Source organism: Mesorhizobium sp. M0664, from assembly GCF_040320565.1.
In the GTDB taxonomy this organism is placed as follows: domain Bacteria; phylum Pseudomonadota; class Alphaproteobacteria; order Rhizobiales; family Rhizobiaceae; genus Mesorhizobium.
In genome coordinates, this window is the sequence record NZ_JAMYPW010000011.1 from 1 (window position 1) to 25,546 (window position 25,546).

The 25,546-nt window shown below is 62.9% G+C and carries 31 protein-coding genes and 1 pseudogene; 13 read left to right on the plus strand and 19 right to left on the minus strand.

From position 1 onward, the window contains the following. Nucleotides 1-518 precede the first annotated feature (518 nt). The 4 genes from NKI39_RS13520 to NKI39_RS13535 all read left to right on the plus strand — a co-directional run bounded on the left by NKI39_RS13520 (nt 519) and on the right by NKI39_RS13535 (nt 2,908). Nucleotides 519-902 (plus strand): RidA family protein, encoded by a 384-nt coding sequence (locus tag NKI39_RS13520; RefSeq protein ID WP_352450222.1) that lies wholly within the window; start codon nt 519-521, stop codon nt 900-902. A gap of 48 nt (nt 903-950) precedes the next feature. Continuing rightward, complete coding sequence (locus NKI39_RS13525; RefSeq protein WP_352470852.1) at nt 951-1,304, plus strand: VOC family protein; 354 nt, start codon at nt 951-953, stop codon at nt 1,302-1,304. Between the two features lie 136 nt (nt 1,305-1,440). After that, entirely contained in the window at nt 1,441-2,544 is a 1,104-nt protein-coding gene (gene leuB / locus NKI39_RS13530; protein WP_352541965.1) for a 3-isopropylmalate dehydrogenase, read from the plus strand. Nucleotides 2,545-2,551: 7 nt separating this feature from the next. After that, nucleotides 2,552-2,908 (plus strand): hypothetical protein, encoded by a 357-nt coding sequence (locus tag NKI39_RS13535; protein WP_352832318.1) that lies wholly within the window; start codon nt 2,552-2,554, stop codon nt 2,906-2,908. A 20-nt stretch (nt 2,909-2,928) separates the two neighbouring features. On the opposite strand, the gene NKI39_RS13540 is transcribed toward NKI39_RS13535, so the two are convergent. Next, complete coding sequence (locus NKI39_RS13540) at nt 2,929-3,645, minus strand: DUF805 domain-containing protein (protein ID WP_352832321.1); 717 nt, start codon at nt 3,643-3,645, stop codon at nt 2,929-2,931. An 88-nt stretch (nt 3,646-3,733) separates the two neighbouring features. Beyond that, nucleotides 3,734-5,566 carry a DEAD/DEAH box helicase gene (locus NKI39_RS13545; protein ID WP_352832323.1) on the minus strand — a complete coding sequence of 611 codons (1,833 nt, stop codon included), beginning with the start codon at nt 5,564-5,566 and terminating at the stop codon, nt 3,734-3,736. A gap of 202 nt (nt 5,567-5,768) precedes the next feature. Between NKI39_RS13545 and NKI39_RS13550 the strand changes: the two genes are divergently transcribed. Together NKI39_RS13550 and NKI39_RS13555 are read left to right on the plus strand one after the other, a co-directional pair. Then, a complete protein-coding gene (locus NKI39_RS13550) occupies nt 5,769-5,918 on the plus strand; it encodes a hypothetical protein (RefSeq protein WP_352450216.1) in 150 nt (49 codons plus the stop codon). 106 nt (nt 5,919-6,024) lie between these two features. Continuing rightward, entirely contained in the window at nt 6,025-7,059 is a 1,035-nt protein-coding gene (locus tag NKI39_RS13555; RefSeq protein ID WP_023680535.1) for an aspartate-semialdehyde dehydrogenase, read from the plus strand. 282 nt (nt 7,060-7,341) lie between these two features. On the opposite strand, the gene NKI39_RS13560 is transcribed toward NKI39_RS13555, so the two are convergent. Continuing rightward, nucleotides 7,342-7,749 carry an ACT domain-containing protein gene (locus NKI39_RS13560; protein WP_352832326.1) on the minus strand — a complete coding sequence of 136 codons (408 nt, stop codon included), beginning with the start codon at nt 7,747-7,749 and terminating at the stop codon, nt 7,342-7,344. Between the two features lie 259 nt (nt 7,750-8,008). Here NKI39_RS13560 and NKI39_RS13565 point away from each other — a divergent pair, with 259 nt between their 5' ends. Next, nucleotides 8,009-8,419: a DoxX family protein gene (locus NKI39_RS13565; protein WP_023680735.1), complete on the plus strand. Its 411-nt coding sequence runs from the start codon at nt 8,009-8,011 to the stop codon at nt 8,417-8,419. Between the two features lie 191 nt (nt 8,420-8,610). After that, nucleotides 8,611-8,874 carry a YMGG-like glycine zipper-containing protein gene (locus NKI39_RS13570; RefSeq protein ID WP_023680734.1) on the plus strand — a complete coding sequence of 88 codons (264 nt, stop codon included), beginning with the start codon at nt 8,611-8,613 and terminating at the stop codon, nt 8,872-8,874. A gap of 72 nt (nt 8,875-8,946) precedes the next feature. On the opposite strand, the gene rpsP is transcribed toward NKI39_RS13570, so the two are convergent. From rpsP to NKI39_RS13605, 7 genes are all read right to left on the minus strand, one after another. Next, nucleotides 8,947-9,348, minus strand: a complete 402-nt coding sequence (rpsP, locus tag NKI39_RS13575; RefSeq protein ID WP_352450212.1) for a 30S ribosomal protein S16 — start codon at nt 9,346-9,348, stop codon at nt 8,947-8,949. Nucleotides 9,349-9,398: 50 nt separating this feature from the next. Beyond that, nucleotides 9,399-9,725 carry a chorismate mutase gene (locus tag NKI39_RS13580; RefSeq protein WP_352450211.1) on the minus strand — a complete coding sequence of 109 codons (327 nt, stop codon included), beginning with the start codon at nt 9,723-9,725 and terminating at the stop codon, nt 9,399-9,401. Between the two features lie 7 nt (nt 9,726-9,732). Further along, a complete protein-coding gene (gene ffh / locus NKI39_RS13585) occupies nt 9,733-11,361 on the minus strand; it encodes a signal recognition particle protein (RefSeq protein ID WP_352541973.1) in 1,629 nt (542 codons plus the stop codon). A 409-nt stretch (nt 11,362-11,770) separates the two neighbouring features. Next, on the minus strand, nt 11,771-12,739 hold the full coding sequence (locus tag NKI39_RS13590; protein WP_352832330.1) for a CPBP family intramembrane glutamic endopeptidase: 969 nt from the start codon (nt 12,737-12,739) through the stop codon (nt 11,771-11,773). A 147-nt stretch (nt 12,740-12,886) separates the two neighbouring features. Continuing rightward, nucleotides 12,887-13,489 (minus strand): DUF1236 domain-containing protein, encoded by a 603-nt coding sequence (locus tag NKI39_RS13595; protein ID WP_292664090.1) that lies wholly within the window; start codon nt 13,487-13,489, stop codon nt 12,887-12,889. A 63-nt stretch (nt 13,490-13,552) separates the two neighbouring features. Beyond that, complete coding sequence (locus tag NKI39_RS13600) at nt 13,553-14,647, minus strand: zinc-binding metallopeptidase family protein (RefSeq protein ID WP_352832331.1); 1,095 nt, start codon at nt 14,645-14,647, stop codon at nt 13,553-13,555. A gap of 90 nt (nt 14,648-14,737) precedes the next feature. Beyond that, entirely contained in the window at nt 14,738-14,974 is a 237-nt protein-coding gene (locus NKI39_RS13605; RefSeq protein WP_352832332.1) for a hypothetical protein, read from the minus strand. Between the two features lie 185 nt (nt 14,975-15,159). On the opposite strand from NKI39_RS13605, the gene NKI39_RS13610 reads away from it, so the two are divergent. From NKI39_RS13610 to NKI39_RS13620, 3 genes and pseudogenes are all read left to right on the plus strand, one after another. Next, nucleotides 15,160-15,960, plus strand: coding sequence for a lytic murein transglycosylase (locus NKI39_RS13610; protein WP_352470839.1), 801 nt, complete (start codon nt 15,160-15,162; stop codon nt 15,958-15,960). A gap of 113 nt (nt 15,961-16,073) precedes the next feature. Further along, the gene (locus NKI39_RS13615; RefSeq protein WP_352832335.1) at nt 16,074-16,496 is read left to right on the plus strand and encodes a DUF4279 domain-containing protein; all 423 of its coding nucleotides are present in this window, start codon (nt 16,074-16,076) and stop codon (nt 16,494-16,496) included. Nucleotides 16,497-16,572: 76 nt separating this feature from the next. After that, nucleotides 16,573-17,328, plus strand: a pseudogene (locus NKI39_RS13620) (IS5 family transposase). A 441-nt stretch (nt 17,329-17,769) separates the two neighbouring features. Here the strand turns inward: NKI39_RS13620 and NKI39_RS13625 are convergent. Then, the gene (locus tag NKI39_RS13625) at nt 17,770-18,090 is read right to left on the minus strand and encodes a hypothetical protein (protein WP_352748999.1); all 321 of its coding nucleotides are present in this window, start codon (nt 18,088-18,090) and stop codon (nt 17,770-17,772) included. A 163-nt stretch (nt 18,091-18,253) separates the two neighbouring features. Then, nucleotides 18,254-19,477: an argininosuccinate synthase gene (locus NKI39_RS13630; RefSeq protein ID WP_352770308.1), complete on the minus strand. Its 1,224-nt coding sequence runs from the start codon at nt 19,475-19,477 to the stop codon at nt 18,254-18,256. Between the two features lie 168 nt (nt 19,478-19,645). Between NKI39_RS13630 and NKI39_RS13635 the strand changes: the two genes are divergently transcribed. Beyond that, nucleotides 19,646-20,287: a LysE family translocator gene (locus NKI39_RS13635; RefSeq protein WP_023679833.1), complete on the plus strand. Its 642-nt coding sequence runs from the start codon at nt 19,646-19,648 to the stop codon at nt 20,285-20,287. On the opposite strand, the gene NKI39_RS13640 is transcribed toward NKI39_RS13635, so the two are convergent. The 4 genes from NKI39_RS13640 to NKI39_RS13655 form a co-directional block, all read right to left on the minus strand. After that, on the minus strand, nt 20,259-20,738 hold the full coding sequence (locus tag NKI39_RS13640) for a hypothetical protein (RefSeq protein WP_352540808.1): 480 nt from the start codon (nt 20,736-20,738) through the stop codon (nt 20,259-20,261). The genes NKI39_RS13635 and NKI39_RS13640 overlap by 29 nt on opposite strands. Further along, nucleotides 20,735-21,160, minus strand: coding sequence for a hypothetical protein (locus NKI39_RS13645; RefSeq protein ID WP_352470834.1), 426 nt, complete (start codon nt 21,158-21,160; stop codon nt 20,735-20,737). The genes NKI39_RS13640 and NKI39_RS13645 overlap by 4 nt, the downstream gene beginning before the upstream one ends. Next, on the minus strand, nt 21,157-22,389 hold the full coding sequence (gene rlmN, locus NKI39_RS13650; protein ID WP_352767342.1) for a dual-specificity RNA methyltransferase RlmN: 1,233 nt from the start codon (nt 22,387-22,389) through the stop codon (nt 21,157-21,159). The genes NKI39_RS13645 and rlmN overlap by 4 nt, the downstream gene beginning before the upstream one ends. 267 nt (nt 22,390-22,656) lie before the next feature. Next, nucleotides 22,657-23,163 carry an invasion associated locus B family protein gene (locus tag NKI39_RS13655; protein WP_352832338.1) on the minus strand — a complete coding sequence of 169 codons (507 nt, stop codon included), beginning with the start codon at nt 23,161-23,163 and terminating at the stop codon, nt 22,657-22,659. 360 nt (nt 23,164-23,523) lie between these two features. Between NKI39_RS13655 and NKI39_RS13660 the strand changes: the two genes are divergently transcribed. After that, nucleotides 23,524-24,132: a methyltransferase family protein gene (locus NKI39_RS13660; protein WP_352832341.1), complete on the plus strand. Its 609-nt coding sequence runs from the start codon at nt 23,524-23,526 to the stop codon at nt 24,130-24,132. Nucleotides 24,133-24,177: 45 nt separating this feature from the next. On the opposite strand, the gene NKI39_RS13665 is transcribed toward NKI39_RS13660, so the two are convergent. The 3 genes from NKI39_RS13665 to thpR all read right to left on the minus strand — a co-directional run bounded on the left by NKI39_RS13665 (nt 24,178) and on the right by thpR (nt 25,532). Continuing rightward, nucleotides 24,178-24,540, minus strand: a complete 363-nt coding sequence (locus NKI39_RS13665; protein ID WP_031212728.1) for a YkvA family protein — start codon at nt 24,538-24,540, stop codon at nt 24,178-24,180. Nucleotides 24,541-24,632: 92 nt separating this feature from the next. Then, nucleotides 24,633-24,929 (minus strand): 4a-hydroxytetrahydrobiopterin dehydratase, encoded by a 297-nt coding sequence (locus NKI39_RS13670; RefSeq protein WP_352470832.1) that lies wholly within the window; start codon nt 24,927-24,929, stop codon nt 24,633-24,635. A gap of 6 nt (nt 24,930-24,935) precedes the next feature. Next, nucleotides 24,936-25,532: an RNA 2',3'-cyclic phosphodiesterase gene (thpR, locus tag NKI39_RS13675; RefSeq protein WP_352832344.1), complete on the minus strand. Its 597-nt coding sequence runs from the start codon at nt 25,530-25,532 to the stop codon at nt 24,936-24,938. Nucleotides 25,533-25,546: the final 14 nt, after the last annotated feature.

Genomic DNA, 25,546 nt, shown 5'->3' on the forward strand with positions numbered 1-25,546 from the left:
CTCAAGGCCGCTTCGCGCCGCCTACGGCGGTGGCCTGCGGCCAGCCCTGACCGCGGCTCAGCACGGCGCTGACATGCCCGGATAGCCCGCAACGGAGGAACACCGAACACAAGCTCTTGCAACGGAAGGAAGATGGCGTGATCGATCGATCCGTGACGCGCGAAACTCCGAGGGATCCATTGGCCAACGAAACCGCTGGCATGATTGGAACGGGCGTCGCGAACCCCACCTTGGCCAGCGGCCGCAAGGACCGTGCTCAAAGGCCGGACATATGGACGCAAGCGATCGAAAACGACGCAAAACAACCGTTGCAGGCAGGGCGCCGTCCACATATGGATCCTGGGGTCTGCGCCGCGTCGCTTCGCTCCTTGCTTCGCCCCAGGATGACGGCTGGAGAGATGTTCTGGCCAATCTCCGAGGTCTGCGCTTTCCACGTCGTAACAACAATCGGTTGCCTCTGGCCCATGGCCGGGTGGACCCTATACCTTCAGGATGGCCGCAACCACTGCGAGGAAGCCATGCGAAAACTGATCTCCACCGGTTCGCCCTTCGAGAAGACCGCCGGCTATTCGCGCGCCGTGGTGCAGGGCGACTGGTGTTTCGTGTCCGGAACGACCGGCTACGATTATGCGACCATGTCGATGCCGGAGACCGTAGAGGCACAAACGCGCAATTGCTTGGCGACGATCGCCAAGGCGCTCGGGGACGGCGGCTTCGAGATGGCCGATGTGGTGCGGGCACATTACTATATTACCGATGCGGCTTTCGTGGATGTGGTGTTCCCGATCCTCGGCGAGGTCTTTGGCGAGATCAGGCCGGCGGCAACGATGATCGTGTGTCAGCTCAACAAGCCGGAGATGAAGATCGAGATCGAGGTGACGGCGCTGCGGCGCACAGCCTGATGCCTGTCACGGTTGCGACAACGACACGGTTAGCACGAGGATCGGCCCATGGCGAAGGTCAGGCGCATCGTTGCAAACATAGACACGCAGGATATCGCGGCGGCAAAACCCTTCTATCAGGATGTGCTCGGCCTCGATCTCAAGATGGATATGGGCTGGATCGCTACCTACGGCTCGCAAGAGACGATGTCCGTGCAGGTCAGTTTCATGGCCGAAGGGGGATCAGGAACGCCGGTGCCGGACATCTCTATCGAAGTCGACGACGTCGATGCCGCGCTTGAAAGCATGAGGACGGCCGGCTTTGCCATCGAATACGGTCCGGCGGACGAACCCTGGGGCGTGCGTCGCTTCTTCGTACGCGACCCGTTCGGCAGGCTGGTCAATATCCTTTCGCATCTCTAGGCATTTTGTCTTGAGCATCGGATTTTCCCAAAACCGGTTTCCACTTTTGGGTCCGATGCTCTGAACCGCAGGCTTGCGCGCCGGCCGCTTGGCGTTTAGCAAGGCCGCGGCTCACGACACAATCAGGACGGTTCTCATGGCTTCGAAAAATCTTCTCCTGCTTGCCGGCGACGGTATCGGCCCCGAGGCGATGGCCGAGGTGAAGAAATTGATCGCCGGCATGAACGACAGCCTCGGCAGCGATTTCGCCACCGACGAGGGCCTTGTCGGCGGTTGCGCTTACGACGCACATGGCGCGGCAATTTCCGATGCCGACATGGCCAAGGCAATGGCGGCTGACGCGGTGCTGTTCGGCGCCGTCGGCGGGCCGAAATGGGATGCCGTGCCTTACGAGGTGCGCCCGGAGGCGGGTCTGCTGCGGCTGCGCAAGGACATGGAGCTGTTTGCCAATCTCAGGCCGGCAATCTGCTATCCGGCACTGGCGGCGTCCTCCTCGCTCAAGCAGGAGGTGGTCGAAGGTCTCGATATCCTCATCGTGCGCGAGCTCACCGGCGGCGTCTATTTCGGCGAGCCGAAGCAGATCATCGATCTCGGCAACGGCCAGAAGCGCGGCATCGACACCCAAGTCTACGACACATTCGAGATCGAGCGCATTTCGGGCGTTGCCTTCGAGTTGGCACGCACGCGCAAGAACCACGTCACCTCGATGGAAAAGCGCAATGTGATGAAATCTGGCGTGCTGTGGAACGAGGTCGTCACCCAGACGCACAAGGCCAGGTATGCCGACGTCAAGCTCGATCACATGTTGGCCGATGCCGGCGGCATGCAGTTGGTGCGCTGGCCGAAGCAGTTCGACGTCATCGTCACCGACAATCTGTTCGGCGACATGCTGTCCGACATCGCCGCCATGCTGACCGGCTCGATCGGCATGCTGCCGTCGGCCTCGCTCGGCGCACCTGATGTCAAGACCAAGAAGCGCAAGGCGCTCTACGAGCCGGTGCACGGCTCGGCGCCCGACATCGCCGGCAAGGGCATCGCCAATCCGATCGCCATGATCGCCTCCTTCGCCATGTGCATGCGCTATTCCTTTGGCATGGTTGAAGAGGCCGACCGGCTGGAAGGCGCGATCGCCGCCGTGCTCGATCAGGGCTTGCGTACCAGGGATATTCATTCGCCGGGGATGACCGAGGTCGGCACGACCGAGATGGGCGACGCGATCATCGCCAAATTTTTGGGGTGACAGGTGTATGGGTGAGGTGCAGCGCGCCATTGAAAGGGATCTTCTCGGCGAGCACCAACGCCAGGCTGAGTTTCGCGGCGATCAACACCTCGCGCCATTGCTGCAGTTCATCTGCGACCGATATCAGGTCGAAAAGAGCGATTTCTACCTGCTAGAAGCCATTCCCGATCAATACGAGTTGTGTCTCTTGATCTGGCTTTGGCCGGATAGGGTGGTCGACTGCGAAATCGCCTATGAAGGGTCCACATTCGAGGTTGTCGGGACGGAAACGATCCAGACCCACAAGAAGACCCTTCGTGGTCATTCCGCGAAGGACTTCAAGATCATCGAACGCATCGCCTTGAGCGAACACAAGCAGCTTTAGCAGAACCAACTCAGGTGAGGTTATGCGGTCTTGATCCCCTCCGGCACCGGACCCCACTGGTTTACGCGCGGCTGCGTCGGGATCAGCGCAAAGATCAGGATGATCACGGTGCCGAAGGTCGGGATCAGGAAAAGCAGGAAGAGCCAGCCGGTCAGGCCGGTATCGTGCAGGCGACGCACGTTGAGCCCGAACCACGGCAGGGCTGTCGCCAGCAGGAAGAGACCGGAAAGGCCGACCGTCACTGCCGGCAATTCACTGTTGTCGAGATTGCCCATGGCGTCGTCGATAAAGACGCCGAGTCCTATGACCACGATCAGCGCGATCGTCCAGAACAGACAATAGCCCCAATACTCCTTGCGGCGGGCACGGCCGGCGAAGTTGAAGTAATTCTCGGTCAGACCCCACCAGAAGTAGCTCCACAGGCCAGCCGATTCAGCCGGACTTTGTTCAGCGGAACGGCCGAAATGTTGCGGCTGACGTGCCGCGGGCGCATTGCCGGCCTGAGTTGGGGCGGCGGTTGCAGTGGAGGCGTCGGCGGGCGCACTGGCAGGTTGGGCGCGGATCGAAAAAACATCGCGTGCCCGTCCGCCAGCCGGCTGGAATTCGACGGTCGTACCTCCGGCAACCGATGCTTCGCGGCGCAAATCTTCGCGCGCCAAAGTGTAGCGGTTGCCGTCGGCTCCGGTGATGAAGCCGAAACCCTGGTCTTCGTCGTAATGAAGAACTTCGCCGCGCATGTCCTGCCCACCCCCATTTCCCCGCCCCAGACTGTGCAAAGTTCCGGCAGACCGCAAGAGGCGTGCGGAAATGGAGAGTTCTGGCTATTTACCCCGGCCGTTTCTTCGATTTCTTGTGTTTCGCAGGTCCGCCTTCGAACTTCGCCTTGGCCGGTTTCCCGCCCCAGGGCTTCGCCTCGAATGCCGGGCGCTGGTCGGCCGGTGCGCGCTTCTCGAATTTGGGCGTGTTCTGATCGAAGGTGCGCTTGCCGCGGTGCGGCTTCTTGTCGGGTCGTGGTTCCTGATAGCCGGCCCGCGACAAATCCGGCGTGCCGTCCAACCGCTTGACCGCAATGTTGCCCTGCAGCTTCCGGTCGGGGCCGATCGCAGCGAGGAAACGCTCGGCCCAGTCCGCCGCGATCTGCACGAAGGTTTCCTCCTGCTGCATCTTGATGGCGCCGATCTCGCGCTTGGAAATGCCGCCTGTCCGGCACAGCATCGGGATCAGCCAGCGTGGCTCCGCATTCTGCAGGCGTCCGACCGACAGCGAGAACCAGACGCTGTCGCCGAAATCGTCGCGGCGGCTCGGTGCCTCGTCCCGGCGGGCAAATTTTTCGCCCGACGGCGTGAACGGTGCCACGTCGAGAAGATCTTCCGGCGCCGAGTGGCTGGAGCGGCACATCCGCACGAAGGCGGCGGCAACCCGTTCGGGCCCGTGCTGATCGAGAAGCGCCTCGACGAAGCCGCGCTCCTCATCCTTCATAGGCTCGCTGAAGACCGGATCAGCGAGAATGCGCTCATCGTCGCGCCGTATCACGTCGTCGGCCGACGGCGGGCTCGCCCAGGTTGCCGCAAGGCCGGCACTTTGCAGCAGCCGCTCGGTGCGCCTGCGGGCACTATTGGGCACGATCAGCGCGCTGACGCCCTTGCGTCCCGCACGACCCGTGCGTCCGCTTCGGTGCAGGAGCGTTTCCGGGTTGGTCGGCAGGTCGGCATGGATCACCAGCTCGAGATTGGGCAGGTCGATGCCGCGTGCCGCGACGTCGGTGGCGATGCAGACCTTGGCGCGGCCGTCGCGCATCGCCTGCAGCGCGTGGCTGCGCTCGTTCTGGCTAAGCTCGCCGGACAGCGCCACGACGGAAAAGTTGCGGTTGTTGAAGCGTGCCGTCAGATGGTTGACGGCGGCGCGCGTGTTGCAGAACACCAGCGCGTTCTTGGCCTCGTAATAGCGCAGCACGTTGATGATGGCGTTTTCGCGGTCCGCCTGGGCGACGCTCAGCGCCCGGTATTCGATGTCGAGATGCTGCTTTTCCTCGCCGGAGGCCGAGATGCGCACAGCATCGCGCTGGTAGCCCTTGGCCAGCGTGGCGATGGAGCGCGGCACGGTCGCGGAAAACATCAGCGTGCGGCGGTCGGCGGGCGCGGCATCGAGGATGAATTCCAGATCCTCGCGAAAGCCGAGATCGAGCATCTCGTCGGCCTCGTCGAGCACCACTGCCTTGAGCGCCGACATGTCGAGCGAATTGCGGGTGATGTGATCGCGCAGGCGGCCGGGCGTGCCCACGACGATATGGGCGCCGCGCTCCAGTGCGCGCCGTTCGGTGCGCATGTCCATGCCGCCGACGCAGGACGCCACCGTGGCGCCGGTCAGTTCGTAGAGCCATTCCAGCTCGCGCGTTACCTGCAGGGCCAACTCCCGCGTCGGCGCCACGGCCAGCGCCAGGGGTGCCGCCGCGTGGGAAAAGCGCTCCGCGCCATCGAGAAGGGTCGGCGCCAAAGCCAGACCGAAGGCGACGGTCTTGCCGGAGCCGGTCTGGGCCGAAACCAGCGCATCGGCCTGGCCAAGCTCGAGAACGGCGTTCTGCACCGGCGTCAGCTCGACATAGCCGCGTTTTTCCAGCGCCTTTGCCAGCGCGGGAACAATAGCTTCGAAGTTGGACATCTTGCTCTTTCGAAATTCGGATTCTGAATACCCGGCGACGGGTCAAATGTCGGCAAGCGCCCACAGACGGGCGCCACGAGCCAGACGATGCTCGTTCGTACTTGGTGCCGCCGTCATTGTACAGGGCGGGCGGGTCGGCCTGCTTGCGATTGACTCTAGACGTAAACCGCGTAAAAGCCGGCACCGAACGGGATAGTTTTCGATGCGCGGCCTTTTGATGGCGCTTTCTGCCTTCGACATCCCCGGCCCCAATGCGAACCATTGGGCCGGGCGCGTCGCTGCGTCTCCTCGTTCCAGCAAAATCACGTTCTTGCTCAAAAAAACCGGCAAAACGACCACCAAAACGGTCTGATTCCCTTGGCCTAACCACCCTCTCCCGGGTCCGGCCCGGGGGTTGAAACCCGCATCGGCCGGCGGGTTTTCTCCAGAAACCGAGCGGAGAGGGACAGGAGATTTCGATGAGTTTCAAGGTTGCGATCGTCGGCGCCACGGGCAATGTGGGCCGGGAAATGCTCAACATATTGGAGGAACGCGGCTTTCCGGTGAGCGAGGTGGTGGCGCTGGCCTCGCGGCGCAGCCAGGGCACGGAAGTGTCGTTCGGCGACCGCACGCTGAAGGTCAGGGCGCTCGACCAATATGATTTTTCCGACACCGACATCTGCATCATGTCGGCCGGCGGCAACGTCTCCAAGGAATGGTCGCCGAAGATCGGCAAGCAGGGCTGCGTCGTCATCGACAATTCGTCGGCCTTCCGCTACGACCAGGACGTGCCGCTGATCGTTCCGGAAGTGAACCCGGATGCGATCTCGCTGTTCACGCGCAAGAACATCATTGCCAACCCGAACTGCTCGACGGCGCAGCTGGTCGTGGCGCTGAAGCCGCTGCATGACGCGGCCACCATCAAGCGCGTCGTCGTCGCCACCTACCAGTCGGTCTCCGGCGCCGGCAAGGAAGGCATGGACGAATTGTTCACGCAGACGCGCGCGGTGTTTGTCGCAGACCAGGTCGACGTCAAGAAATTCACCAAGCGTATCGCCTTCAACGTCATCCCGCATATCGACGTCTTCCTCGACGACGGCTTCACCAAGGAAGAGTGGAAGATGGTGGCCGAGACCAAGAAGATGCTCGACCCGAAGATCAAGCTGACGGCGACCTGCGTGCGCGTGCCGGTGTTCATCGGCCATTCGGAAGCGGTCAACATCGAGTTCGAGAAGCCGATCACCGCCGATGAGGCGCGCGAGATCCTGCGCGAGGCGCCGGGCTGCCAGGTCATCGACAAGCGCGAGGACGGCGGCTACATCACGCCGCTGGAATCGGCCGGCGAGGACGCCACCTTCATCTCGCGCATCCGCGAGGACTCGACCATCGACAACGGCCTGTCGATGTGGATCGTCTCCGACAATCTGCGCAAGGGCGCGGCACTCAATGCGGTGCAGATCGCCGAGCTGCTGGTCGAGCGCGGGCTGATCCAGCCGAAGAAGAAGGCGGCATAGTTCGCTCACGGCCCTATCGCCGCTAGCGCGGCTGGCCTCCGCGGGGGCGCCGGACGACCGGCGGCCCGCAGTCGCGGGCTCGGCCTTCGGCGGTTGTTTCGCTCACGGCCGTATCGCCGCTACGCGGCTGGCCTCCGCGGGGGCGCCGGACGACCGGCGGCCTGCGGTCGCAGGCTCGGCCTTCGGCCGTTTTGCGCCCTTCTCGCCGTTCACGGGGGGAAGGTTCCGGCAGGCGTATGAGGGGCAGCGCAGGCGTCTCAAATAGGCAGCAAGGCGCCGGCGTCACAGCCGGTTCTCCTCCGCTAGGTCCAACAGCAACTCCAGCGCCTCCGCCGCCCGGTCGGCGGGCACGAACAGATGATCGTGGTAGAAGGCCGAGACCGGATTGACGCCGATGCCGGCGGTGGCCAGCCGCGCGGTGATGGCGGCGAGGAAGCCGACCGCTTCCAGCGACGAATGGATGTTCAGCGTCAGCATCCGGCAGCGGAACACGGTTTTCAGTCCAGCGGCCTTGGCATGGTCTTCAAGCACGATCAGCGTCGTGCCCTCGCGCTCGCGAAATAGCATCACCGGGTGGAGCCTGTCGGGAGCGGGCGCATCGGGTGGCAACGTGGTGAAGACATGAACGCCGGCAAGCAATTCCGGCGTCATTGCCGCCAGCAACTGTTTCAGGTCGGTCTCTCCGGCCATCGGTTGCTTTTCGTTGTGCGATCAGGCGGCGGCTGCCGTCGAGCGTCGGCAGACACCCCTACGGATTTTCAATAACGCCCTCCATCTCACCTCGCAAGGTGGACTTGACCAGGTTCGTTGCCGGCTGAACTTGTACATCCGAGGTCGCCGTCCCCCGGAGTGAAAAAGAGCTGGAGGCGTGTCGGATCGCCGTCATGGGCCGCGTCCTTGGTTCGAGCTGGCGAAGGAGCCAGTGCTCACAACGACCGGAGGGAACATAATGACCATGTCTCAGGCAGCACCCGTCTCACCGCGTGCCCTGTGGGCCGGCCGCGTGCTCAGCGCCGTCATCGTGCTGTTCATGATCTTCGACGGCGTCATCAAGCTACCGCCGCTCGAAATCGTCACCCAGACCATGGTGCAGCTCGGCTGGCCGGCCGATGCCAATGTCTCGCGCATGCTCGGCACCATTGGATTGGTCTCGACAGCGCTTTACGCGCTGCCACGCACCTCGGTGCTCGGCGCCATCCTGCTCACCGCTTATCTCGGCGGCGCCGTCGCCACGCATGTGCGTATCGGCAGCCCTTTGTTCTCGCACATACTGTTCGGCGTCTATCTCGGCGCCGTCCTCTGGGGTGGCCTGTATCTGCGCGATCCAAGGGTGCGCGCGTTGTTCCCGTTTAGCCAATAGCGGCGACATCGAAAGCCGTTCGATGGTGGCCACGCTGCCAGAGCGGGCGCGGTCTGCCGCCGCCTTTCTACTCTTTGGATCAAATTGAGCGCCGCCGGGCGGCAGCCGATCTTCTTCTTTGGATCAAATCGCCTGGTTGCGAGTTAGGGGGTGCAGCGGCGAGGACGGCACCCTGTTGGAGAGGAACGACAATGAAAAAGGTGATGATCTTGATGGCCTTGCTGGTCCCGCTCGGTGCCTGCTCCCGTACTGAGCAAGGCGCGGCAGTTGGTGGCCTGGGCGGTGCGGCGGTCGGCGCTGCTGTGGCCGGCAACCCGACCAAGGGCGCGGTGATCGGCGGTGCGGCCGGCGCTTTGGCCGGTGCACTGATCGGCCGTGCCAGCGAAAGCGGCCAATGCCGTTATCGCGATCGTAACGGTCGTGTCTACGTTGCGAGTTGCCCGGAAGGCTATTGATCGGGCCGCATCATATGGATGCAATAGCAAAACGGCGGGCAGGGCCCGCCGTTTCGCGGTTGTGGAGATGATTTATTCGGCGCTGGCGGCTTCCGCCTCGGCCGGCGCGGCTGCGGCGGCGGCAACGGCCGCGGCGGCATCTTCCTGCGCCTTCTTCAGCAAGGCTGCGCGCTCCTGCGCCTTCTTGCCGGGCTCGGCCTTTTTCGGGTTGGCGCGCGCTTCGCGCTTGGCGATGCCGGCTTCATCGAGGAAGCGCAGCACGCGGTCGGTCGGCTGGGCGCCATGCGACAGCCAATGCTTGACGCGCTCGGCGTCGACCTTGACGCGTTCGCCGTCCTTGGGCAGCAGCGGATTCCACGAGCCGAGCGACTCGATGAAACGGCCGTCGCGCGGCGAACGCGCGTCGGCGACGACGACATGGTAATAGGGACGCTTCTTCGAGCCCGCACGGGCCAATCGGATTTTCAGTGGCATTTCTTTTCTCCTAAAAGCTCTGATTTGGTTGATCGGTTGGTGGCTAATCCTCAGCCGGTTTTCGCTACGCCGTTGGATGCGGCGATCTGCTCGTGATGGCGGATCACTTCGCGGACGACGAAGTTCAGGAATTTCTCCGCGAAATCCGGGTCGAGATGGGCGTCCTTCGCCAGTTGGCGAAGACGGGCGATCTGCTCCTGCTCGCGCGCCGGGTCGGCAGGCGGCAGGCCATGTTCCGCCTTCAGCACGCCGACTGCCTTGGTGCAGCGGAAGCGCTCGGCCAGCATGTGGATCAGCGCCGCGTCGATATTGTCGATCGAGGCGCGATAATTGGCCAGCGCCGCACGCGCGTCCGCCATGTCCTTCTCTTCGTTCATGGCGCCCTCACTTCTTCTTGCCGAGGCCATTCTTGCCAAGCATTGGCAGCCCGCCACCGCCCGGCAGGCCGGGAAGTTTCATGCCGCCGGGCAGCCCAGGCAGGCCACCGCCACCGGGAAGACCACCGGGCAGGCCCTTCATGCCGCCGAGCCCGGCCGCCTGCGCCTGCTTCTGCAAGGCTTCGAGCTGCTTGGGGTCCATCTTGGAGAGGTCCGGCATGCCGCCGCCCATCATGCCGCCTCCGGGACCGCCTGGGCCGCCAGGCATCATGCCGCCGAGCCCCATCTTGGAAGCGAGGCCGCCCATCATGCCGCGCATCAGGCCGCCGCCTTTGCCCTTGCCGCCCATCGCCTTCATCATGTCGGCCATGCCGCGATGCATCTTCAACAGTTTGTTGATTTCGGCCGCGTCGGTACCCGAGCCGGCGGCGATGCGCTTCTTGCGCGAGTGCTTCAGAATATCGGGGTTGGCACGCTCGGCCTTGGTCATCGACGAGATGATGGCGAGCTGGCGACCGAACATCTTGTCGTCGAGCCCGGCGGCGGCCATCTGGTCCTTCATCTTGCCCATGCCGGGCATCATGCCCATGATGCCACCCATGCCACCCATTTTCGACATTTGCTGAAGCTGGCCGGCGAGGTCGTTCAGGTCGAACTTGCCCGACTGCATCTTCCTGGCCATCGCCGCGGCCTGTTCGGCGTCGATGTTCTCGGCCGCTTTTTCGACGAGGCTGACGATGTCGCCCATGCCGAGGATGCGGTCGGCGATGCGCTTGGGGTGGAATTCCTCCAGCGCGTCCATTTTTTCGCCGGTGCCGATCAGCTTGATCGGCTTACCGGTGACGGCGCGCATCGAGAGCGCCGCACCACCGCGGCCGTCGCCGTCCATGCGGGTCAGCACGAGGCCGGTGATGCCGACGCGCTCGTCGAAGCTTTTTGCCAGATTGACGGCGTCCTGGCCGGTCAGCGAATCGGCGACCAGCAGGATCTCGTGCGGCGACGACATCTTCTTGATGTCGGCCATCTCGACCATCAACGGCTCGTCGATATGGGTGCGGCCGGCGGTGTCGAGGATGACGACGTCATGGCCGCCGAGCTTGGCCGCCTGCACGGCGCGGCGGGCGATATCGACCGGCGTCTGGCCGGCGACGATCGGCAATGTGGCGACCTTGACCTGCTCGCCGAGCTGGCGGAGCTGCTCTTGCGCGGCGGGACGCCGCGTGTCGAGCGAGGCCATCAAGACTTTCTTGTTTTGACGGTCGGCGAGGCGCCTGGCGATCTTGGCCGAGGTCGTCGTCTTGCCGGAACCCTGCAAGCCGACCATCATGATGACGACCGGAGCCGGTGCATTGAGGTCGATGGCGACGCCCTCGGCGCCGAGCATCTCGACCAGCTCGTCATGGACGATCTTGACGACCATCTGGCCGGGCTTGATCGACTTGACCACGGCGGCGCCGACGGCCTTCTCGCGCACCTTGTCGGTGAAGGAACGCACCACTTCCAGCGCCACGTCGGCCTCGAGCAACGCACGGCGCACCTCGCGCAGCGCCGCCGAGACATCAGCCTCCGACAAGGCGCCGCGGCCGGTGAGGCCGTTCAGGATCGAACCAAGGCGCTCTTGCAGGGACTCAAACATTGGTCAACCCGCCGCGCGACAGCGCCTTGGATTCATTTTGACCCCTGTCGGGCCGAAGGCCCTCCACGCCTCTTGTGCGTTCCTGTAGCGATTCAAACATTCTTTTTCCTTTTCCCTGGCACCTGGATGATGCCCGAGAGGTAATGCGTTCGCGCCAACTGTCCAAGCAAAAGCCGGTCCGGGCAAAGCCCAAAGCCAAAAAGCACCCGGGGGCGCACAGCGCTGCCGGGTGTTGGCCTCCGGGATCGATTTACGGCACTTCACCTCAAAGAGGTTTCGGCGTCCCGGTCGGTTTGCTCGGAGGAATACTCGTCGCGGAATTCGCGGCGTGTAGACAGGAAATCGGCCGCAGAGTCAAGCTTTGGTCAAGCTTTGCGTCAAATAGCTCAGGACGACCAGGCAATGCACATCAGCGCACGCTGCCGGCGCGCGCCATATCCGGCTCGACCTTCAGCGGTGAGCGCGGATGTAAAAGCAGCAGAACGGTCAACAGGCTGCTGACGATGCCGATCGAAGCGATGAGGACGGCGTCTGAAGTCGTCCAGCCCGCGGCTTCGAGCGGCTTGGCGTTGAACAGGGCGAAGGAATTATAGCTTTGCTGGTGCGAAATCAGCAGGAAGCCGGTCAGATTGTTGCCGAGATGGGCGCCAAAGCCGGCACCGAGATTGCCGGTTGCATAGACCAGAAGCGTCAGCAGCAGCGCAAAGGCAGCGATCGAGGCCAGCACGCAGGCATTGATGGCAGCGCTTGAACCTGGGCTCCAGTGCAGGGAGGTGAACAGCAATCCCGGCAGCAGCGCCCAGATGAAAGAGTTCCGGAACCGGCTCGCCAGGCCCCTGAGCAGATAACCGCGAAACAGCATCTCCTCCGACGAGGTCTGCAGAAAGGTCAGGGCGGCGATCGGGATCAGGAACAAAAGCCACGCGGACAGGCCGATCGCGCCGCGCGCGATGTCGGGCTGCAAACCATAAAGCAGGATCTCGGAAAGCAGCGAGGTGATCAGCACCGCGGTCAGTCCTTTCAGGAACCCCGACCAAGAAATGCGCCGGCTGACGCCAATCAGGGCTGTCAGCTTCTCTTGATGGATCCAGCGCATGGCAGCCCAAAGGCCGAGCCAGATTCCGGCAAATGAAGCCAGCGCCGCAAGGATGCCTGCAGGAGAGGCCATGAAATCCTGCACCGCTCCCCCACCTGGCGGGGCGGTGCCAGACGATGCCTGCCAAACGGCAAAGGCATAGGTGCCGCCGAACAGCACGGCGGCAGTGGTTCCGAGCCAGAACAGGATGACGACCACCGCTCCAAGCAGAAGCCGCGGCAAAGTGGTCTTGTTGTTGGCGGTGTGCCGGTACTGTTGGAAGGCGGTTGGGTCGATCGTCACGCGGGCTCGCTGGCTGGTGCTTCGGCTCGCAAGGTCTAGAACATCGGCCCCAATGTGGAAACCGGTATTGCAGCGGCAATGCCGGCTTGTGGCAATGTCGGGAGTGCGAGCGGCCGCCATTACAGGGCGACCGCCCTGTTTGTATCGTCAGCGCACGACGTACACGATACGCCGGCTGCCCGGATCGACCAGTGCCGGCTGGCCGTTCACATAGACGTAACGGTAATCATAGTCCGGAATCTCGCGCAGCTCGACGGTGTCAGGCAACGTCGCGCCCGTCACCACCTCACCCTCGAGATAGACCGGATCGAGCCGATGCGTACGTACATAGGTACGGATCTCGGCCGGCGGTCTCCGGATAGGCTCGATCGCCTCGCCGGCGACGATTGCTCCGGTATAGCTGTCGGAATACTCGACGCTATCGGCGGGCGGCGTCACGACGGCAATGTCGGCGCTGGCCGGACGCTGTGTCAGGACCACACGGCTGCCGCCGAAATCGGCCGTCACATAGTCGGAATAGACCCAGCCCTGGCCGTTGGCCTCGGCGATGGTGCACCATTTGCTGTTGGCGATGCAGCCGTCGAGCGTCGCCGACTGGCCGGCCGCAAGCACGCCGATCACCGGATATTGCGGGCCGGGGCCGGCGCGTACATTGAGATCAGTGATGGCCGAGACGGCGGTGTCGGCCAAAGCAGAGCCCGACATCGCTATGAGCGCTCCGGCCACCGCCGGAAACAATATGCGTTTCATGGTCTTCTCTCCGTTTCACAGTCCCTTGGCACGGAAAACGAAGCAAAGCCGCATGCGTTCCGGCTAAAAGGCTTCGGCCGGCTCACGATTTGTTCCAGTCGTTTTCGGCAGGTCGGTCAAAAGCTCGTGAACAAAAGCAAGTTTTTGCGCCGCCACGTCCGAGATGACGAAGGGATAGAGATCGGGCAGGCCCATGCAGCGGTTGATCGAGTTGGACGCCTCCGACAGCACCAGCCAGCGGTCGAGAATCCTTTCGAAGGGCTCTGGGCTGGCGGCGGGTTCCGATGGTGCCGGCTGCAACTTGCCGCCGGTATCGGCGCGCGGCAGCTCGTTGGCTTCAACGGTTTCCAGCCGGCCGAGCGGGAAATTCAGGGCATGCACCATCTCCAGTGTGTCGGTGATGTGCATGTGATGCGCCCATGTCTCGGCCCAGTCCTCCCATGGGTGCGACGTCGCATAGGCCGAGATATGGCGCTGCTGCCAGTCGGGCGGCGCGCCATCGGCATAATAGGTCTTCAGCGCCTGTTCGTAGCCGGCGCGCTCGTCGCCGAACAAAGCGCGAAAACCGGCAAGCTTTTGCGAATCGTCGCGGATCAGGCGGTCCCAGTAATAATGGCCGAGCTCATGGCGGAAATGGCCGAGCAGCGTGCGGTAGTTCTCGCCCATCTCGACGCGCCGCCGTTCGCGCTCTGCCGAATCCGCCTCGGCGACGTTGAGCGTGATCCGGCCGTTGTCATGACCGGTCAGGATACGTTCGCCGCCCGGACCGCCGCCGATCGGATCGGCAAGAAAATCGAAAGCGAGACCGATCTCGTCGCCAACGTCCTGCTTGGGTGCGACCGGCAGGCCGAAGGCGAGCAGCGAATAGACGGCACGCTTCTTTGCCGCCTCGACACGGATCCAGCGGCGGCGGTTGCCGTCGACCGACAGATCCGGGATCAGCTGGTTCAGCGCACAGGCGCGGCAGAAGGCGTGGCCGGGCTCCGCCATCCAGTTGCAGGCGCATTCGTCGGCATTGGTGCAATAGAAGACCTCGGCGCCGGACAGCGCGAAGCGCGCATGCTCGGGATCGTAGAGCACGAGGCTGGCGCAGTTCAGGCATTGCGCGTTCTCGAAATAGAGACGGTGGTCGCAATGCGGGCAGTCGAAAAGCTTCATTGGCGTCTCAAATCATTCGAAATGCGGAGGACGATACGAGCAGGAGAACGCCAAACGCCTGTCAGCTGCCGACGTTCCTGCCGGCTGATGCTATTTTGCCGCAAGCTGGGCGACGACCTCCTCCTTGGCCACTGCCTCGCCCGACAATCTGGCGCCGCCGCAGGTCTGCATCAGCGGACCGGCCAAATGCTCGCCGGCGAAGAAGATCTTTTCCGCCACGGGCTGCATCAGCGTGGCGCGCACTTGCGAGCGGCCGGGCCGCCGCCGCCGCATAGCACACAAACCGCTCAGCGCCCCGCCGATGATCACGACATCAACGTCTTCCATGCTTATTCTGTCCCCGCCACAATAATTACTTGATCGTAGGCAAATTCCCGGGCGTCCGCCAGTGTGGTGGATTTGAGGTTCCTGCTGTATTGAGTGCATCGGCGTGGCGCCGGGGCAGTGACAAGCAGGTGTTTCGCAGGCAAGTTCGCAATAGGGAACGTGATTCAGGCAACCAGGAGAGCAGCATGGCATTTCTTGCCAAGGGGAAGATGTTTGTAGTGGCCACGGTGGTGGCGGTGCTTGCGCTGGCGACGGGCGCGCAGGCGGCGGCCAGCTGTGGCAAGAGCGGCGCCGGCTTCGAGGCATGGAAACCGGAGTTCGCCGCGGAGGCGAAGGCCGACGGTGTCGGCTCGAAGGGTCTGGCCGCTCTGGCTCGCGCAACCTACGCGACAAAGACGATCTCCGTCGACCGCGCCATCCATAAGGCTTTCAGCGGCTCGGTGGAAGCTTTCATGAAGCGCCGTGGCGCGTCCGCGATCATTGCCAGGGGCCGTGCGCTGAAGAAGGCCAATGCTGCGCTGTTCGACAAGATCGAACGGAATTACGGCGTGTCGCCGGGCGTGTTGCTCGCCATCTGGGGCATGGAGACCGGCTTCGGTTCCGCCATGGGCAACCAGAATACGGTCTCCGCCATTTTAACGCTGGCCTATGACTGTCGCCGTCCGGAGTTCTTCTACCCGCATGCCATTGCGGCCCTGAAGCTGGTTGATCGCGGAGCGTTGAGCGCCTCGTCGGTCGGTGCCGCGCACGGCGAGATTGGCCACACGCAGTTCCTGCCCGGAAATGTTTTGACGTATGGTGTCGGAAACAAAAATCTGCGCGACAAGAGCACTGCGTTGGCTTCCACCGCCAACTTCCTCAAGAGTCATGGTTGGCGGGCCGGCGCGAGTGCGCAGGCGAATATGGGCGCAATCGCTGGCTGGAATTCCGCGAGCGTCTATCAACAGGCCATCGCCCGCATGGCCACGGCGATCGATGCCGACTGACAGGATATAAACGCAAAAATGACTGGGCTCGGTTGGAAGCGCGAGGCGAGCATGAAGAGTCTCGCAACAGCGCAGGGCTTGCCTTGCCCTTTGGAACCTAGCTAGGACAGGCGATGATCTCGCTCTCGATCGTTGATTTCGATGCGGACCCCGAGGGGGTGACTGCGATCCTAAGCCTCGAACCGACACGCATAGTCCGCAAGGGCGACCCGATGCGTAACGGTTCCCCGCGCAAGAAGAATGGATGGAGCCTCGATGGTCCGCGGCAAAGGCTCCGGAGTGGGGCCGAGCACGAGAATGCGGTCAACTACCTGATCGAGCAGATGCGAGGTCGGGAGGAGGCCTTCGCACGGCTGTGGCAGGAAGTGCGGCCAAAGCAGATAACTATCTACGGCGGGTTCTATCAGCCCTACGACGTACAGTGCGGCATTTGGCTTGAGCCGTCCGCGATGAGGGTGCTCGCGGATTGCGGTGTTGGCTGGGGCCTCGACCTTTTCGTTGAGGACGAAGCTCACCAACATGGAAGTGAGGTGTGAGCAGCCGTCCTGTCCGCATTGGGTCGTTTGCCGACTGGCTGGTTCCAAACTTGAGCGGGGTCTGATTCATAAGGGCATGAGCCGATACGATCTGACCGACTTCGAATGGCGGGCGATCGAGCCGCTGTTGCCCAACAAGCCGCGAGGCGTGCCGCGCGTAGACGACCGCCGGGTGCTGAACGGCATCTTCTGGGTGCTGCGATCGGGTGCGCCATGGCGCGATCTGCCCGAGCGCTACGGGCCTCGCACCACTGGCTACAACCGCTTCGTTCGATGGCGGATAGCAGGTGTCTGGGATCGGCTGATGGACGCCATTACCGAGGCCCATGACGGCACGGTGCAGATGATCGACACCTCTATTGTTCGCGTCCATCAGCAGGGTGCGACGGCAAAAAGGGGAATCGAGATCATTGTCTCGGTCGTTCCCGAGGCGGGCTGACGACCAAAATCCATGCTCTTGTCGACGCCGAAGGCAGGCCGATCAAGCTGACGCTCACGGCAGGTCAAATGAGTGACATCGCCTACGCAGCGGACTTATCAAGGATTTGCCCGAGGGTGCCATGCTGCTCGCCGACAAGGGCTATGATGCCAACGCGTTGCGCAATGCCGTCACCGAGCAAAAGGCATGGGCCAACATCCCGCCCAAGGCCAACCGCAAGGACCCGATGTGCTTCAGCCCCTTCCTCTACAAGGCCCGCAACCTCGTCGAACGCTTCTTCAACCAGGCCAAGCAGTTCCGTCGCATCGCAACTCGATATGACAAAACTACCTCGCTGCCCTCAAACTCGTCTCCGTCCGTATCTGGCTACGCGGTAACGAGTCTACGTCCTAGTCTAGAGCTTTGTTTTAACGCAATCCCGGACGGAAAACCGTTTCACGCTTTTCCTGGAATTGCGCTATTCGACCGAAAGTCCGGCCAAGCCCCGGGCGTGGAAACTTCGTCAAACACCGCCATCGGCCCGGTCGCGGTAAGGACGACGGACGCCGTTTCGCGCCCGAATACGCGAAGCGGGGCCGGCAATTCATATTGCTTGAGGAAAGGATTGCCGGAAGAAACGTCGTTCCAGCCGAGCTTTGCGGGCGCATCGGGGCGGTCGGTCAGCCAAAGGGCAAAACCACTATATGTCGGAACGTCAGCCCTGCACTCGACCAGCGCGGGAAGGTCGAGGGAGGGGGGTCATCGTTGGCTTTGGCGACGGCCAAGTTCGCCAGGACAGCCAACGCGGGCAGGAAACCAGCTCCAAGCGTGGCCAAGCGCCTGGGCACATCACGCTCAATAATGCACGTAGCCGCTCAACGGGCATTTCTGGGAAATGGGAATCTGGAAGGGGCCGTCAAAACTTTTGCAGGTACGGAATTTGGAATTCCGCGGCGCCGGGGTAGCCGCTTTTGGCTTGTCCCCGATGACCGTCGGGACTCTGGGACCCTGCGCGTAGCCGCTCAACGGGCATTTCTGGGAAGCGGGAATCTGGAAGGGGCCGTCAAAACTTTTGCAAGTATGGACCTTGGATGTTTGCCCCGCCGGCACTTGCGTGGACTGACCCGCGGTAAAGACGGCCACCGCCGCAAGCAGAAGAAAAAGTCTGTTTTTCACTGTCAAAGCCCTCCGACCCGCACGAGAAGTAAGATCAAATCACGGAAAGGTCAAACAGGAAACGATCTGAAATCGCGGCTTCTATTATATTAGAGACGCCAAATAAAACCCGGTGTCCTCACCGGGTTCCTAACTCATCTAAGCATTGGGCCTGTTGGGAATATCAACCCTTGCGATTGCGCGCCGCCAGTGTCCGCAGCCTCAGCGCGTTGAGGCGGATGAAACCTTCTGCATCCTTCTGGTCGTAGGCGCCGCGGTCGTCCTCGAAGGTGACCAGCGCGTCGGAATAGAGCGTCTTCCTCGACTTGCGGCCGCTGACCATGACGTTGCCCTTGTAGAGCTTCAGCCGCACGGTGCCTTCGACGTCTTCCTGGCTCTTGTCGATCATCGCCTGCAACATCAGCCGCTCGGGCGCGAACCAGAAGCCATTGTAGATGAGCTCGGCATAGCGCGGCATGAACTCGTCCTTGAGATGGGCGGCACCGCGGTCGAGCGTGATCGATTCGATCGCCCGGTGGGCGGCGATCAGGATGGTGCCGCCGGGGGTCTCGTAGACACCGCGCGATTTCATGCCGACGAAACGGTTCTCGACCAGGTCGAGCCGGCCGATGCCATTGTCACGGCCGAGATCGTTCAGCGCCGCCAACATCGTCGCCGGCGACAGCTTCTTGCCGTTGAGCGCGATCGGATCGCCCTTGAGGAATTCGATCTCGATCTCGGTGACCTTGTCCGGCGCGTCCATCGGCGAGATGGTGCGCTGGTGGACGAATTCCGGCGGTTCCGTCCACGGGTCCTCCAGCACCTTGCCCTCGGAAGACGAATGCAGCAGGTTAGCGTCGACCGAGAAAGGCGCATCGCCCTTCTTGTCCTTCGGCACCGGGATCTGGTGCTGCTCGGCGAAGTTGATGAGATCGGTCCGCGACTTGAACGACCAATCGCGCCACGGCGCGATCACCTTGATGTCGGGGTTGAGCGCATAGGCCGACAGCTCGAAACGCACCTGGTCGTTGCCTTTGCCGGTGGCGCCATGCGCGATCGCATCGGCGCCGGTCTCCCTGGCGATCTCGACAAGATGTTTCGAGATCAGTGGCCGGGCGATCGAGGTGCCGAGCAGATATGTGCCTTCATAGACAGCGTTGGCGCGGAACATCGGAAAGACGAAATCGGATACGAACTCCTCGCGGACATCGACGATGCGGATGTCCTTGATGCCCATCATCTCGGCCTTGCGCCTGGCCGGCTCCAGTTCGCCACCCTGGCCGAGATCGGCGGTGAAGGTCACGACCTCGGCGCCGAGCTCGGTCTGCAGCCATTTCAGGATGATCGAGGTATCAAGGCCGCCGGAATAGGCGAGCACGACTTTCTTGACGGCTTTTGCTTTCGACATGGTGGGCAGTTCCGCGACAGGGGTTCTTCGCGGGCGAGGTATCACGGCGTTTTAGGCCAGCGCAAGGGACGAACGATGCCTGGACCAGATGCTTCATCTCCAAGAGGCTGGCGAGGACACGGCTCTTGCGCTATGGCTGCGCCGTCTTTTGCCGCTACGAGACGAGCCATGTCCTTCATCCCCGACAGTACGACGCTTATCCAGTTCTCCATCGCCACCTTCATCCTGGCGATCACGCCCGGGCCTGACATGACGCTGTTCGTGTCGCGCACGCTGAGCCAGGGCCGTGCCACCGGCTTTGCCTCGATGGCCGGCGCCTTGTGCGGCACGCTGATCCACACCACGCTGGTGGTGGTCGGCGTCTCGGCGCTGATCGTCGCCTCGCCGATGGCGTTCTTCGTGCTGAAGATTTTCGGCGCCGGCTATCTGGTCTTCCTGGCATGGCAGGCGATCACAAAAGGGTCGGCGTTTTCACCGGAGAAGAAGAGCGGGCCGCAGATCTCGCTGTTCCGCAGCTGGGCGGCGGGGCTCGGGGTCAATCTGCTCAACCCGAAGATCATCCTGTTCTTCATGACCTTCCTGCCGCAATTCGTCTCCGCGCATGATCCCGACGCGCCGGGAAAGCTGTTCTTCCTCGGCGCGATGTTCGTCGTGCTGGCGATCCCGGTGACGGCGCCGATGGTGCTGGCGGCGGAAAAATTCTCGGCCGCGATGAAATCCAGCCCGCGTGTGACCCGCGTCGTCGACTATCTGTTTGCCGGAGTTTTTTCGGCCTTCGCGCTCAAGATCCTGACGGCCCAGGCGAAATAGGGCGTCCGATCTGACGCCAGCTTCCGGCCGAGCGGCCGGCGCTCAGCCAGTAGAAAATACCGCCGACCATGCCGCAGCCGATCACCGCCAGCATGACGCTGGTATTGGTAACCTCGAAATTGGCATCGGCCGTCTGGTGGACGAAGCCAAGGAAGACCGCCGCCACCGCTGCGCCCGCCAGCGCATAGAACAGCCAGTCACGCCGGCCAAGGATCTCGGAGACGAGGATGGCGATGGCGGCCGGCATGAAGGCGAAATAGGCGACGAACAGCGCGACGAAGGGGATTGAAAACCACAGCGACGCCTGCGCCGCCGGTTGCGTCTCGTCCGTTATCAGCCCAAGAGACGCCAGGAACATGACGTTAAGGAAGGCGCTTGCCGCCAGCGAAGCAACGCCGTAGCCGACAAGGATGACGGCGAAGCGGATCAGATAGGCGACGAGGCGGTTCACGCGAATTGTCCGGGCATTTGCAGGAACCGGCTCTCGACCAGGCGATAGACGGCTCCTGCCAAGCTTCCCGCAATGATTAGGGCCACCAACACGTCAACGTCCGGTGGCCTCTGTGCCGACGGATGCAGTTTCCAGACCGCAAATACGCACGTCCCAACGAAAGCTCCCCCGACGACAAAAAGAATCCAGCGTCTCGCCTCGAGAACTTGGGAAGCAATGACCATCGGGATTGCCAGCGGTGCGCCAAAGATGCCTGCGATCATCGCTCCAAGCAGCAACAGCGACCAACTATCTCGAGTGGACAGGAAAGCGGGAACACGCCACCACATCAGTGCATCGAGCAGGAAAAAGACCAGAGACATGGTGAAGGCAGCCAGGGCGTAGCAGAGCAAAGTCACTGCCAATCGCCTGAGGTATTTCACGCCTCGCCATGCCCCGCGATCATCATCGCTTCCAGCGCCAGCCGGTCGACCTTGCGCATGCGCTCGGAGTCCGACTTGAGCTGGCCGCAGGCGGCCAGGATGTCGCGGCCGCGCGGCGTGCGGATCGGCGAGGCATAGCCGGCATTGTTGATGTAGTCGGCGAATTTCTCGATCGTCTCCCAGTCCGAGCACTGGTAGTTGGTGCCCGGCCACGGATTGAACGGGATCAGATTGATCTTGGCGGGGATGCCCTTGAGCAGCTTGACCAGCGCCTTGGCGTCCTCGATCGAATCGTTGACGTCCTTCAGCATGACATATTCGAAGGTGATCCGCTTGGCGTTGGACAGGCCGGGATAGGCACGGCAGGCAGCGATCAGTTCGTTCAGCGGATACTTCTTGTTGATAGGCACCAAAAGGTCGCGCAGATCGTCGTTGGTGGCGTGCAGCGAGATCGCCAGCATGACGCCGATCTCCTCACCGGTGCGGAAGATCTCGGGCACCACGCCGGACGTCGAGAGCGTGATCCGCCTCTTCGACAGGGAAAGCCCGTCGCCGTCGGATGCGATAAGCAGGGCCTTCTTCACCGCCTCGAAATTGTAGAGCGGCTCGCCCATGCCCATCATGACGACGTTGGACACTTTCCGCCCCTCGGCCGGCACGATGGCGCCGTCGGGCGTGTCGCGGTCGGGGAAATCGCCAAGCCGGTCCCGGGCGGTCAAGAGCTGGGCGAGGATTTCCTCGGCGGTCAGGTTGCGCACCAGTTTCTGCGTGCCGGTGTGGCAGAAGGAGCAGGTCAGGGTGCAGCCGACTTGCGAAGAGATGCAGAGCGTGCCGCGGCCTTCTTCGGGAATGTAGACGGTCTCGATCTCGACCGGCCGGCCGGCGCCGCGCGGCGGAAAGCGGAACAGCCATTTGCGGGTTCCGTCGGAGGAAATCTGCTCCTCGACGATCTCGGGCCTGGCGACGGTGAAATGCCTGTCGAGCGCGGCGCGCAGATCCTTGGAGATGTTGAACATGCCGGCGAAGTCGGAAACGCCGCGCACATAGATCCAATGCCAGAGCTGTTGGGCGCGCATTTTCGCCTGGCGCTCCGGCACGATGCCGGCGGCGACGAGGGCGGCCCCGAGTTCGGCGCGCGTCAAGCCGATCAGCGACGGTTTTTCAGGCGTCGTGCGGGTGCGCAACGCGTCACGCGCGCCTTCGGCGGTAAGATCGAATGAAAGGGTCATTGTTGCGCCAATATAAGCGATTTGCGGCCGAATACAGCATCGTGCCCGAAATGAAGCGCGGCGCATAGCACAGGTTAGCGGCGGAGTCATGCCGGGGTTCTTCCTTCTCCCCTTGTGGGAGAAGGTGGCCGAGCGAAGCTCGGTCGGATGAGGGGTGTTCCAGCTTGGCGCCGACGGCGTTCCGTCCAACACCCCTCTTCCGTCTCGGCGCTGCGCGCCGATCCACCTTCTCCCACAAGGGGAGAAGGGAAGACCGCGCCTAACCGCCTACTTGCACTTCGCGATCGAGGCCAGCGCCGCCGAGATGCCCTTCAGCGAGAAGACGTAGGTGGTGGTGTTGCCGCGGCCGGACTTGGCCGACACCTTCATGTCGGTGCCGGTCTTCATCGCGGCGATCAGCACCGGCTCCTCGGCGGCGTTCTCGACCCAGGCCGACTTGCCGCGCGTGAACATCGAAAAAGACTTCTTGTCGATGGTGACGGTGGCCTTGGAACCTTCCTTGAAGGTATAGCCGGCGATGAATTGCGGCTCGTAGGACACTTGCTGCCCCGGCCGCTGGCTGACGAAGAAGAACATGTCGCCGTGATCGAGCGTCGGCGGCTGCTTGTCGGTTGGCACCGTCAGGACATAGCAGACCTTGCCGCCGCCCGACGCCTGATAACTGTAGGTGCCCCAGGCATTATGCTGGCCGATCTTGGTTGCCGACTGCGCCAGCGCGGGCGCCGTCAAGGCCACCAGGGCCAGGCTGGAAACTATAGCAATCAATCCGCGCATCGCTTTTCCCGTATTCCACTGGTGCGGCGGCAGGCCGGCTCGGCGTCCTGCCCGTCGCTTCATTTTGATTTAATCTGGGTTACCAAACGGTGAATTTCTCCTTAGAAAAGGATGTTCACGCCAGGAAACCGCCGCCGTCTTCGCGCTGCCGCTGGAAAAAGCGGCTGGCGCAATGTCCCTGCCGCGACTTGGAGGCCACGAAAACGGCAAGAGTTTGACTTTTCAAGCAGCTAGGTCTTGCGGCGATTCTCGCTTTTTGAGGTGCGTGACGAATTTCCCTGCAGGCGGTACCATGTCTGCGTTCGCCGCCACGGCGCTCGGCCGGGGTGCCCTCCCCGGCGGCTCACGGGAGATTTGGCCATGGCCATTTCCGAGACAGTTCTGATCCTGGCGGGCGGCACATTCGTCCTGGCGATCGTGTTCGGCGTTCGTGTCGCCGTCCGCGTGGCGGCCGGTGGCGCGGTGCCCCGGTCGGATGGCGGGGAGGCGGCGGGCGGATCGGGCGCCCCCGACTTGGCCGGGGTCATTGCGTTGCCACCTTTGATCTTCCTCGGCTTCCTGGTGGCGGCAACCGTGCTCGAGGTGCTCGTGCCGCTCCCGGTTATGGCCGGGCAGGCGTTCGCCCGCTATCTGACCGGCGCCGTGCTCGCGGTGTGCGGCTTCGTGTTCATCTTTATGGCAGCGGGCCGCTTTCAGGCCGCTGGAACCAACATACCACCGACCTTGCCGACGACGGCGCTGGTCGTCGACGGTATCTATCGGCGCACTAGGAATCCGTTCTATCTGGGAACGACCCTCATCTATTTGGGCCTCGGCGTCGCGGCCGGAAGTCTTTGGGCTATTGCGCTCGTCGTCCCGCTGCTGTGGGTGATCAATACCGGCGTTATCGCGCCGGAAGAGCGCTATCTCGAGCGGAAGTTCGGAGATGCCTATCGCGCCTACAAGGCGCGGGTGCGGCGGTGGGTTTGACGGCCGGAAAATCGGTTCTCACGCGATTTTTTGCGCCGCACCGGCTCAGCTCTTGTCGGCGATGGCCTGCCTGGCGGCGAGCCGGTGCGCCGGCGTGATGTGGGCGCTGACGGCGGTAATCGCGGCGGTCAGCACGGCGATGTCGTCGGTGAAGCCTAGCCCAAGGATGAAATCGGGGATGACGTCCGTCGGCAGCACGAAATAGCCGAGCGCAGCAAGCAAGGTGCCCTTGGCGCGAAGCGGCGTCTTCTTGTCCATGGCACAGTAATAGGCGGCGACCACCTCTTCCATGAACGGGATCTGCCGGGCGGCCTTCTTCGCCGTACGCCAGAACTTTTCGCGCACTTCGCTCTCGTTGCCCGGCTTGCTGCCGAGGCCGAAGAAATCAAAACCGGATTTTTGCGCCATCAACCTCTCCTTGCGGCCGTCGCGTGGCTTCACGCGTGACCGCGAGGCAAAATGTGGTGAAAGCCGAACCTCGCTGCAAGGTGCAGACAGGCTCAGCCGCCGAAATAGCGGTTCATTTTCCTGGCCAGATCGAAATCCAGCGCGGTCAGGCCGCCGGCGTCGTGCGTGCTGAGCGTCACGTTTACCGTCTTATAGACGTTCGACCAGTCGGGATGGTGGTCCATCTTCTCCGCGGCCAGGGCGACGCGGGCCATGAAGGCAAAGGCTTCGGAGAAATTCTTGAAGGTGAAGGTGCGGGTGATCGAGCCGCCATCCTTGGCCAGCGACCAGCCGTCGAGGCCGGCAAGTTCGGCGCGGATCGCCTCTTTTGCTAGTTTCTCCCTGGCCATGTCCGTCTACCGCATGATCCGCGAAGCGTCGGCGGCGCCGACCAAACGGCTGGCGACGCGGTTGTCAGCACCTGAAAGCCGCCAGGCCTCCTCGACGACGTAAGGGCCGCCGCCGACCGAATCGCGCGACGACATCAGCACGAAGCGGCCGACCCGGAACGGCAGCGTCGAAAAATTGCCGCGCGCCGACAGATACTGGGCGACATCGAGTGGGCTCGAATTGCGCAGGCGGGCCAGCGTCACATGCGGCATGAACTTGCGCGGGTCGGCCGGGATGCCGAGCCGCTGGCAGATGCGCTCGATCTCGGCCTGCAATGCGGAAAGATCGGGCGAAGCGGCGACCCCGGCCCACACCGCATGCGGCTTCTTCTGGCCGAAGGCGCCGACGCCGGACAGCGTCAGCGGGAAGGACGGGCGGTGAACACGGTCAAGCGCATTGGCGATGTCGTCGGCGACATGGCCCTCGACATCGCCGATGAAGCGCAGCGTCAGATGATAGTTTTCGACGTCGATCCAGCGGGCTCCCGGCAGGCCGCCCCTGAGCAGGGACAGCGAAAGAGCGGCATCACGCGGTATCTCGAGGGCGGTAAAAAGACGCGGCATGGGAAGCCTCCTGT

Bases quoted from the DNA above. Each gene is read 5' to 3' on its own strand.
- NKI39_RS13660 (WP_352832341.1), top strand. From the start codon at position 23,524: ATGGCCATTTCCGAGACAGTTCTGATCCTGGCGGGCGGCACATTCGTC.
- ffh (WP_352541973.1), bottom strand. From the start codon at position 11,361: ATGTTTGAGTCCCTGCAAGAGCGCCTTGGTTCGATCCTGAACGGCCTC.
- NKI39_RS13595 (WP_292664090.1), bottom strand. From the start codon at position 13,489: ATGAAACGCATATTGTTTCCGGCGGTGGCCGGAGCGCTCATAGCGATG.
- NKI39_RS13600 (WP_352832331.1), bottom strand. From the start codon at position 14,647: ATGAAGCTTTTCGACTGCCCGCATTGCGACCACCGTCTCTATTTCGAG.
- NKI39_RS13610 (WP_352470839.1), top strand. From the start codon at position 15,160: ATGGCATTTCTTGCCAAGGGGAAGATGTTTGTAGTGGCCACGGTGGTG.
- NKI39_RS13615 (WP_352832335.1), top strand. From the start codon at position 16,074: ATGATCTCGCTCTCGATCGTTGATTTCGATGCGGACCCCGAGGGGGTG.
- NKI39_RS13555 (WP_023680535.1), top strand. From the start codon at position 6,025: ATGAGTTTCAAGGTTGCGATCGTCGGCGCCACGGGCAATGTGGGCCGG.
- rpsP (WP_352450212.1), bottom strand. From the start codon at position 9,348: ATGCCACTGAAAATCCGATTGGCCCGTGCGGGCTCGAAGAAGCGTCCC.
- NKI39_RS13580 (WP_352450211.1), bottom strand. From the start codon at position 9,725: ATGAACGAAGAGAAGGACATGGCGGACGCGCGTGCGGCGCTGGCCAAT.
- NKI39_RS13545 (WP_352832323.1), bottom strand. From the start codon at position 5,566: ATGTCCAACTTCGAAGCTATTGTTCCCGCGCTGGCAAAGGCGCTGGAA.
- NKI39_RS13635 (WP_023679833.1), top strand. From the start codon at position 19,646: ATGTCCTTCATCCCCGACAGTACGACGCTTATCCAGTTCTCCATCGCC.
- NKI39_RS13565 (WP_023680735.1), top strand. From the start codon at position 8,009: ATGACCATGTCTCAGGCAGCACCCGTCTCACCGCGTGCCCTGTGGGCC.
- NKI39_RS13570 (WP_023680734.1), top strand. From the start codon at position 8,611: ATGAAAAAGGTGATGATCTTGATGGCCTTGCTGGTCCCGCTCGGTGCC.
- NKI39_RS13560 (WP_352832326.1), bottom strand. From the start codon at position 7,749: ATGGCCGGAGAGACCGACCTGAAACAGTTGCTGGCGGCAATGACGCCG.
- NKI39_RS13540 (WP_352832321.1), bottom strand. From the start codon at position 3,645: ATGCGCGGCGAAGTTCTTCATTACGACGAAGACCAGGGTTTCGGCTTC.
- NKI39_RS13525 (WP_352470852.1), top strand. From the start codon at position 951: ATGGCGAAGGTCAGGCGCATCGTTGCAAACATAGACACGCAGGATATC.
- NKI39_RS13665 (WP_031212728.1), bottom strand. From the start codon at position 24,540: ATGGCGCAAAAATCCGGTTTTGATTTCTTCGGCCTCGGCAGCAAGCCG.
- thpR (WP_352832344.1), bottom strand. From the start codon at position 25,532: ATGCCGCGTCTTTTTACCGCCCTCGAGATACCGCGTGATGCCGCTCTT.
- NKI39_RS13655 (WP_352832338.1), bottom strand. From the start codon at position 23,163: ATGCGCGGATTGATTGCTATAGTTTCCAGCCTGGCCCTGGTGGCCTTG.
- leuB (WP_352541965.1), top strand. From the start codon at position 1,441: ATGGCTTCGAAAAATCTTCTCCTGCTTGCCGGCGACGGTATCGGCCCC.
- NKI39_RS13670 (WP_352470832.1), bottom strand. From the start codon at position 24,929: ATGGCCAGGGAGAAACTAGCAAAAGAGGCGATCCGCGCCGAACTTGCC.
- NKI39_RS13605 (WP_352832332.1), bottom strand. From the start codon at position 14,974: ATGGAAGACGTTGATGTCGTGATCATCGGCGGGGCGCTGAGCGGTTTG.
- NKI39_RS13535 (WP_352832318.1), top strand. From the start codon at position 2,552: ATGGGTGAGGTGCAGCGCGCCATTGAAAGGGATCTTCTCGGCGAGCAC.
- NKI39_RS13630 (WP_352770308.1), bottom strand. From the start codon at position 19,477: ATGTCGAAAGCAAAAGCCGTCAAGAAAGTCGTGCTCGCCTATTCCGGC.
- NKI39_RS13550 (WP_352450216.1), top strand. From the start codon at position 5,769: ATGCGCGGCCTTTTGATGGCGCTTTCTGCCTTCGACATCCCCGGCCCC.
- rlmN (WP_352767342.1), bottom strand. From the start codon at position 22,389: ATGACCCTTTCATTCGATCTTACCGCCGAAGGCGCGCGTGACGCGTTG.
- NKI39_RS13520 (WP_352450222.1), top strand. From the start codon at position 519: ATGCGAAAACTGATCTCCACCGGTTCGCCCTTCGAGAAGACCGCCGGC.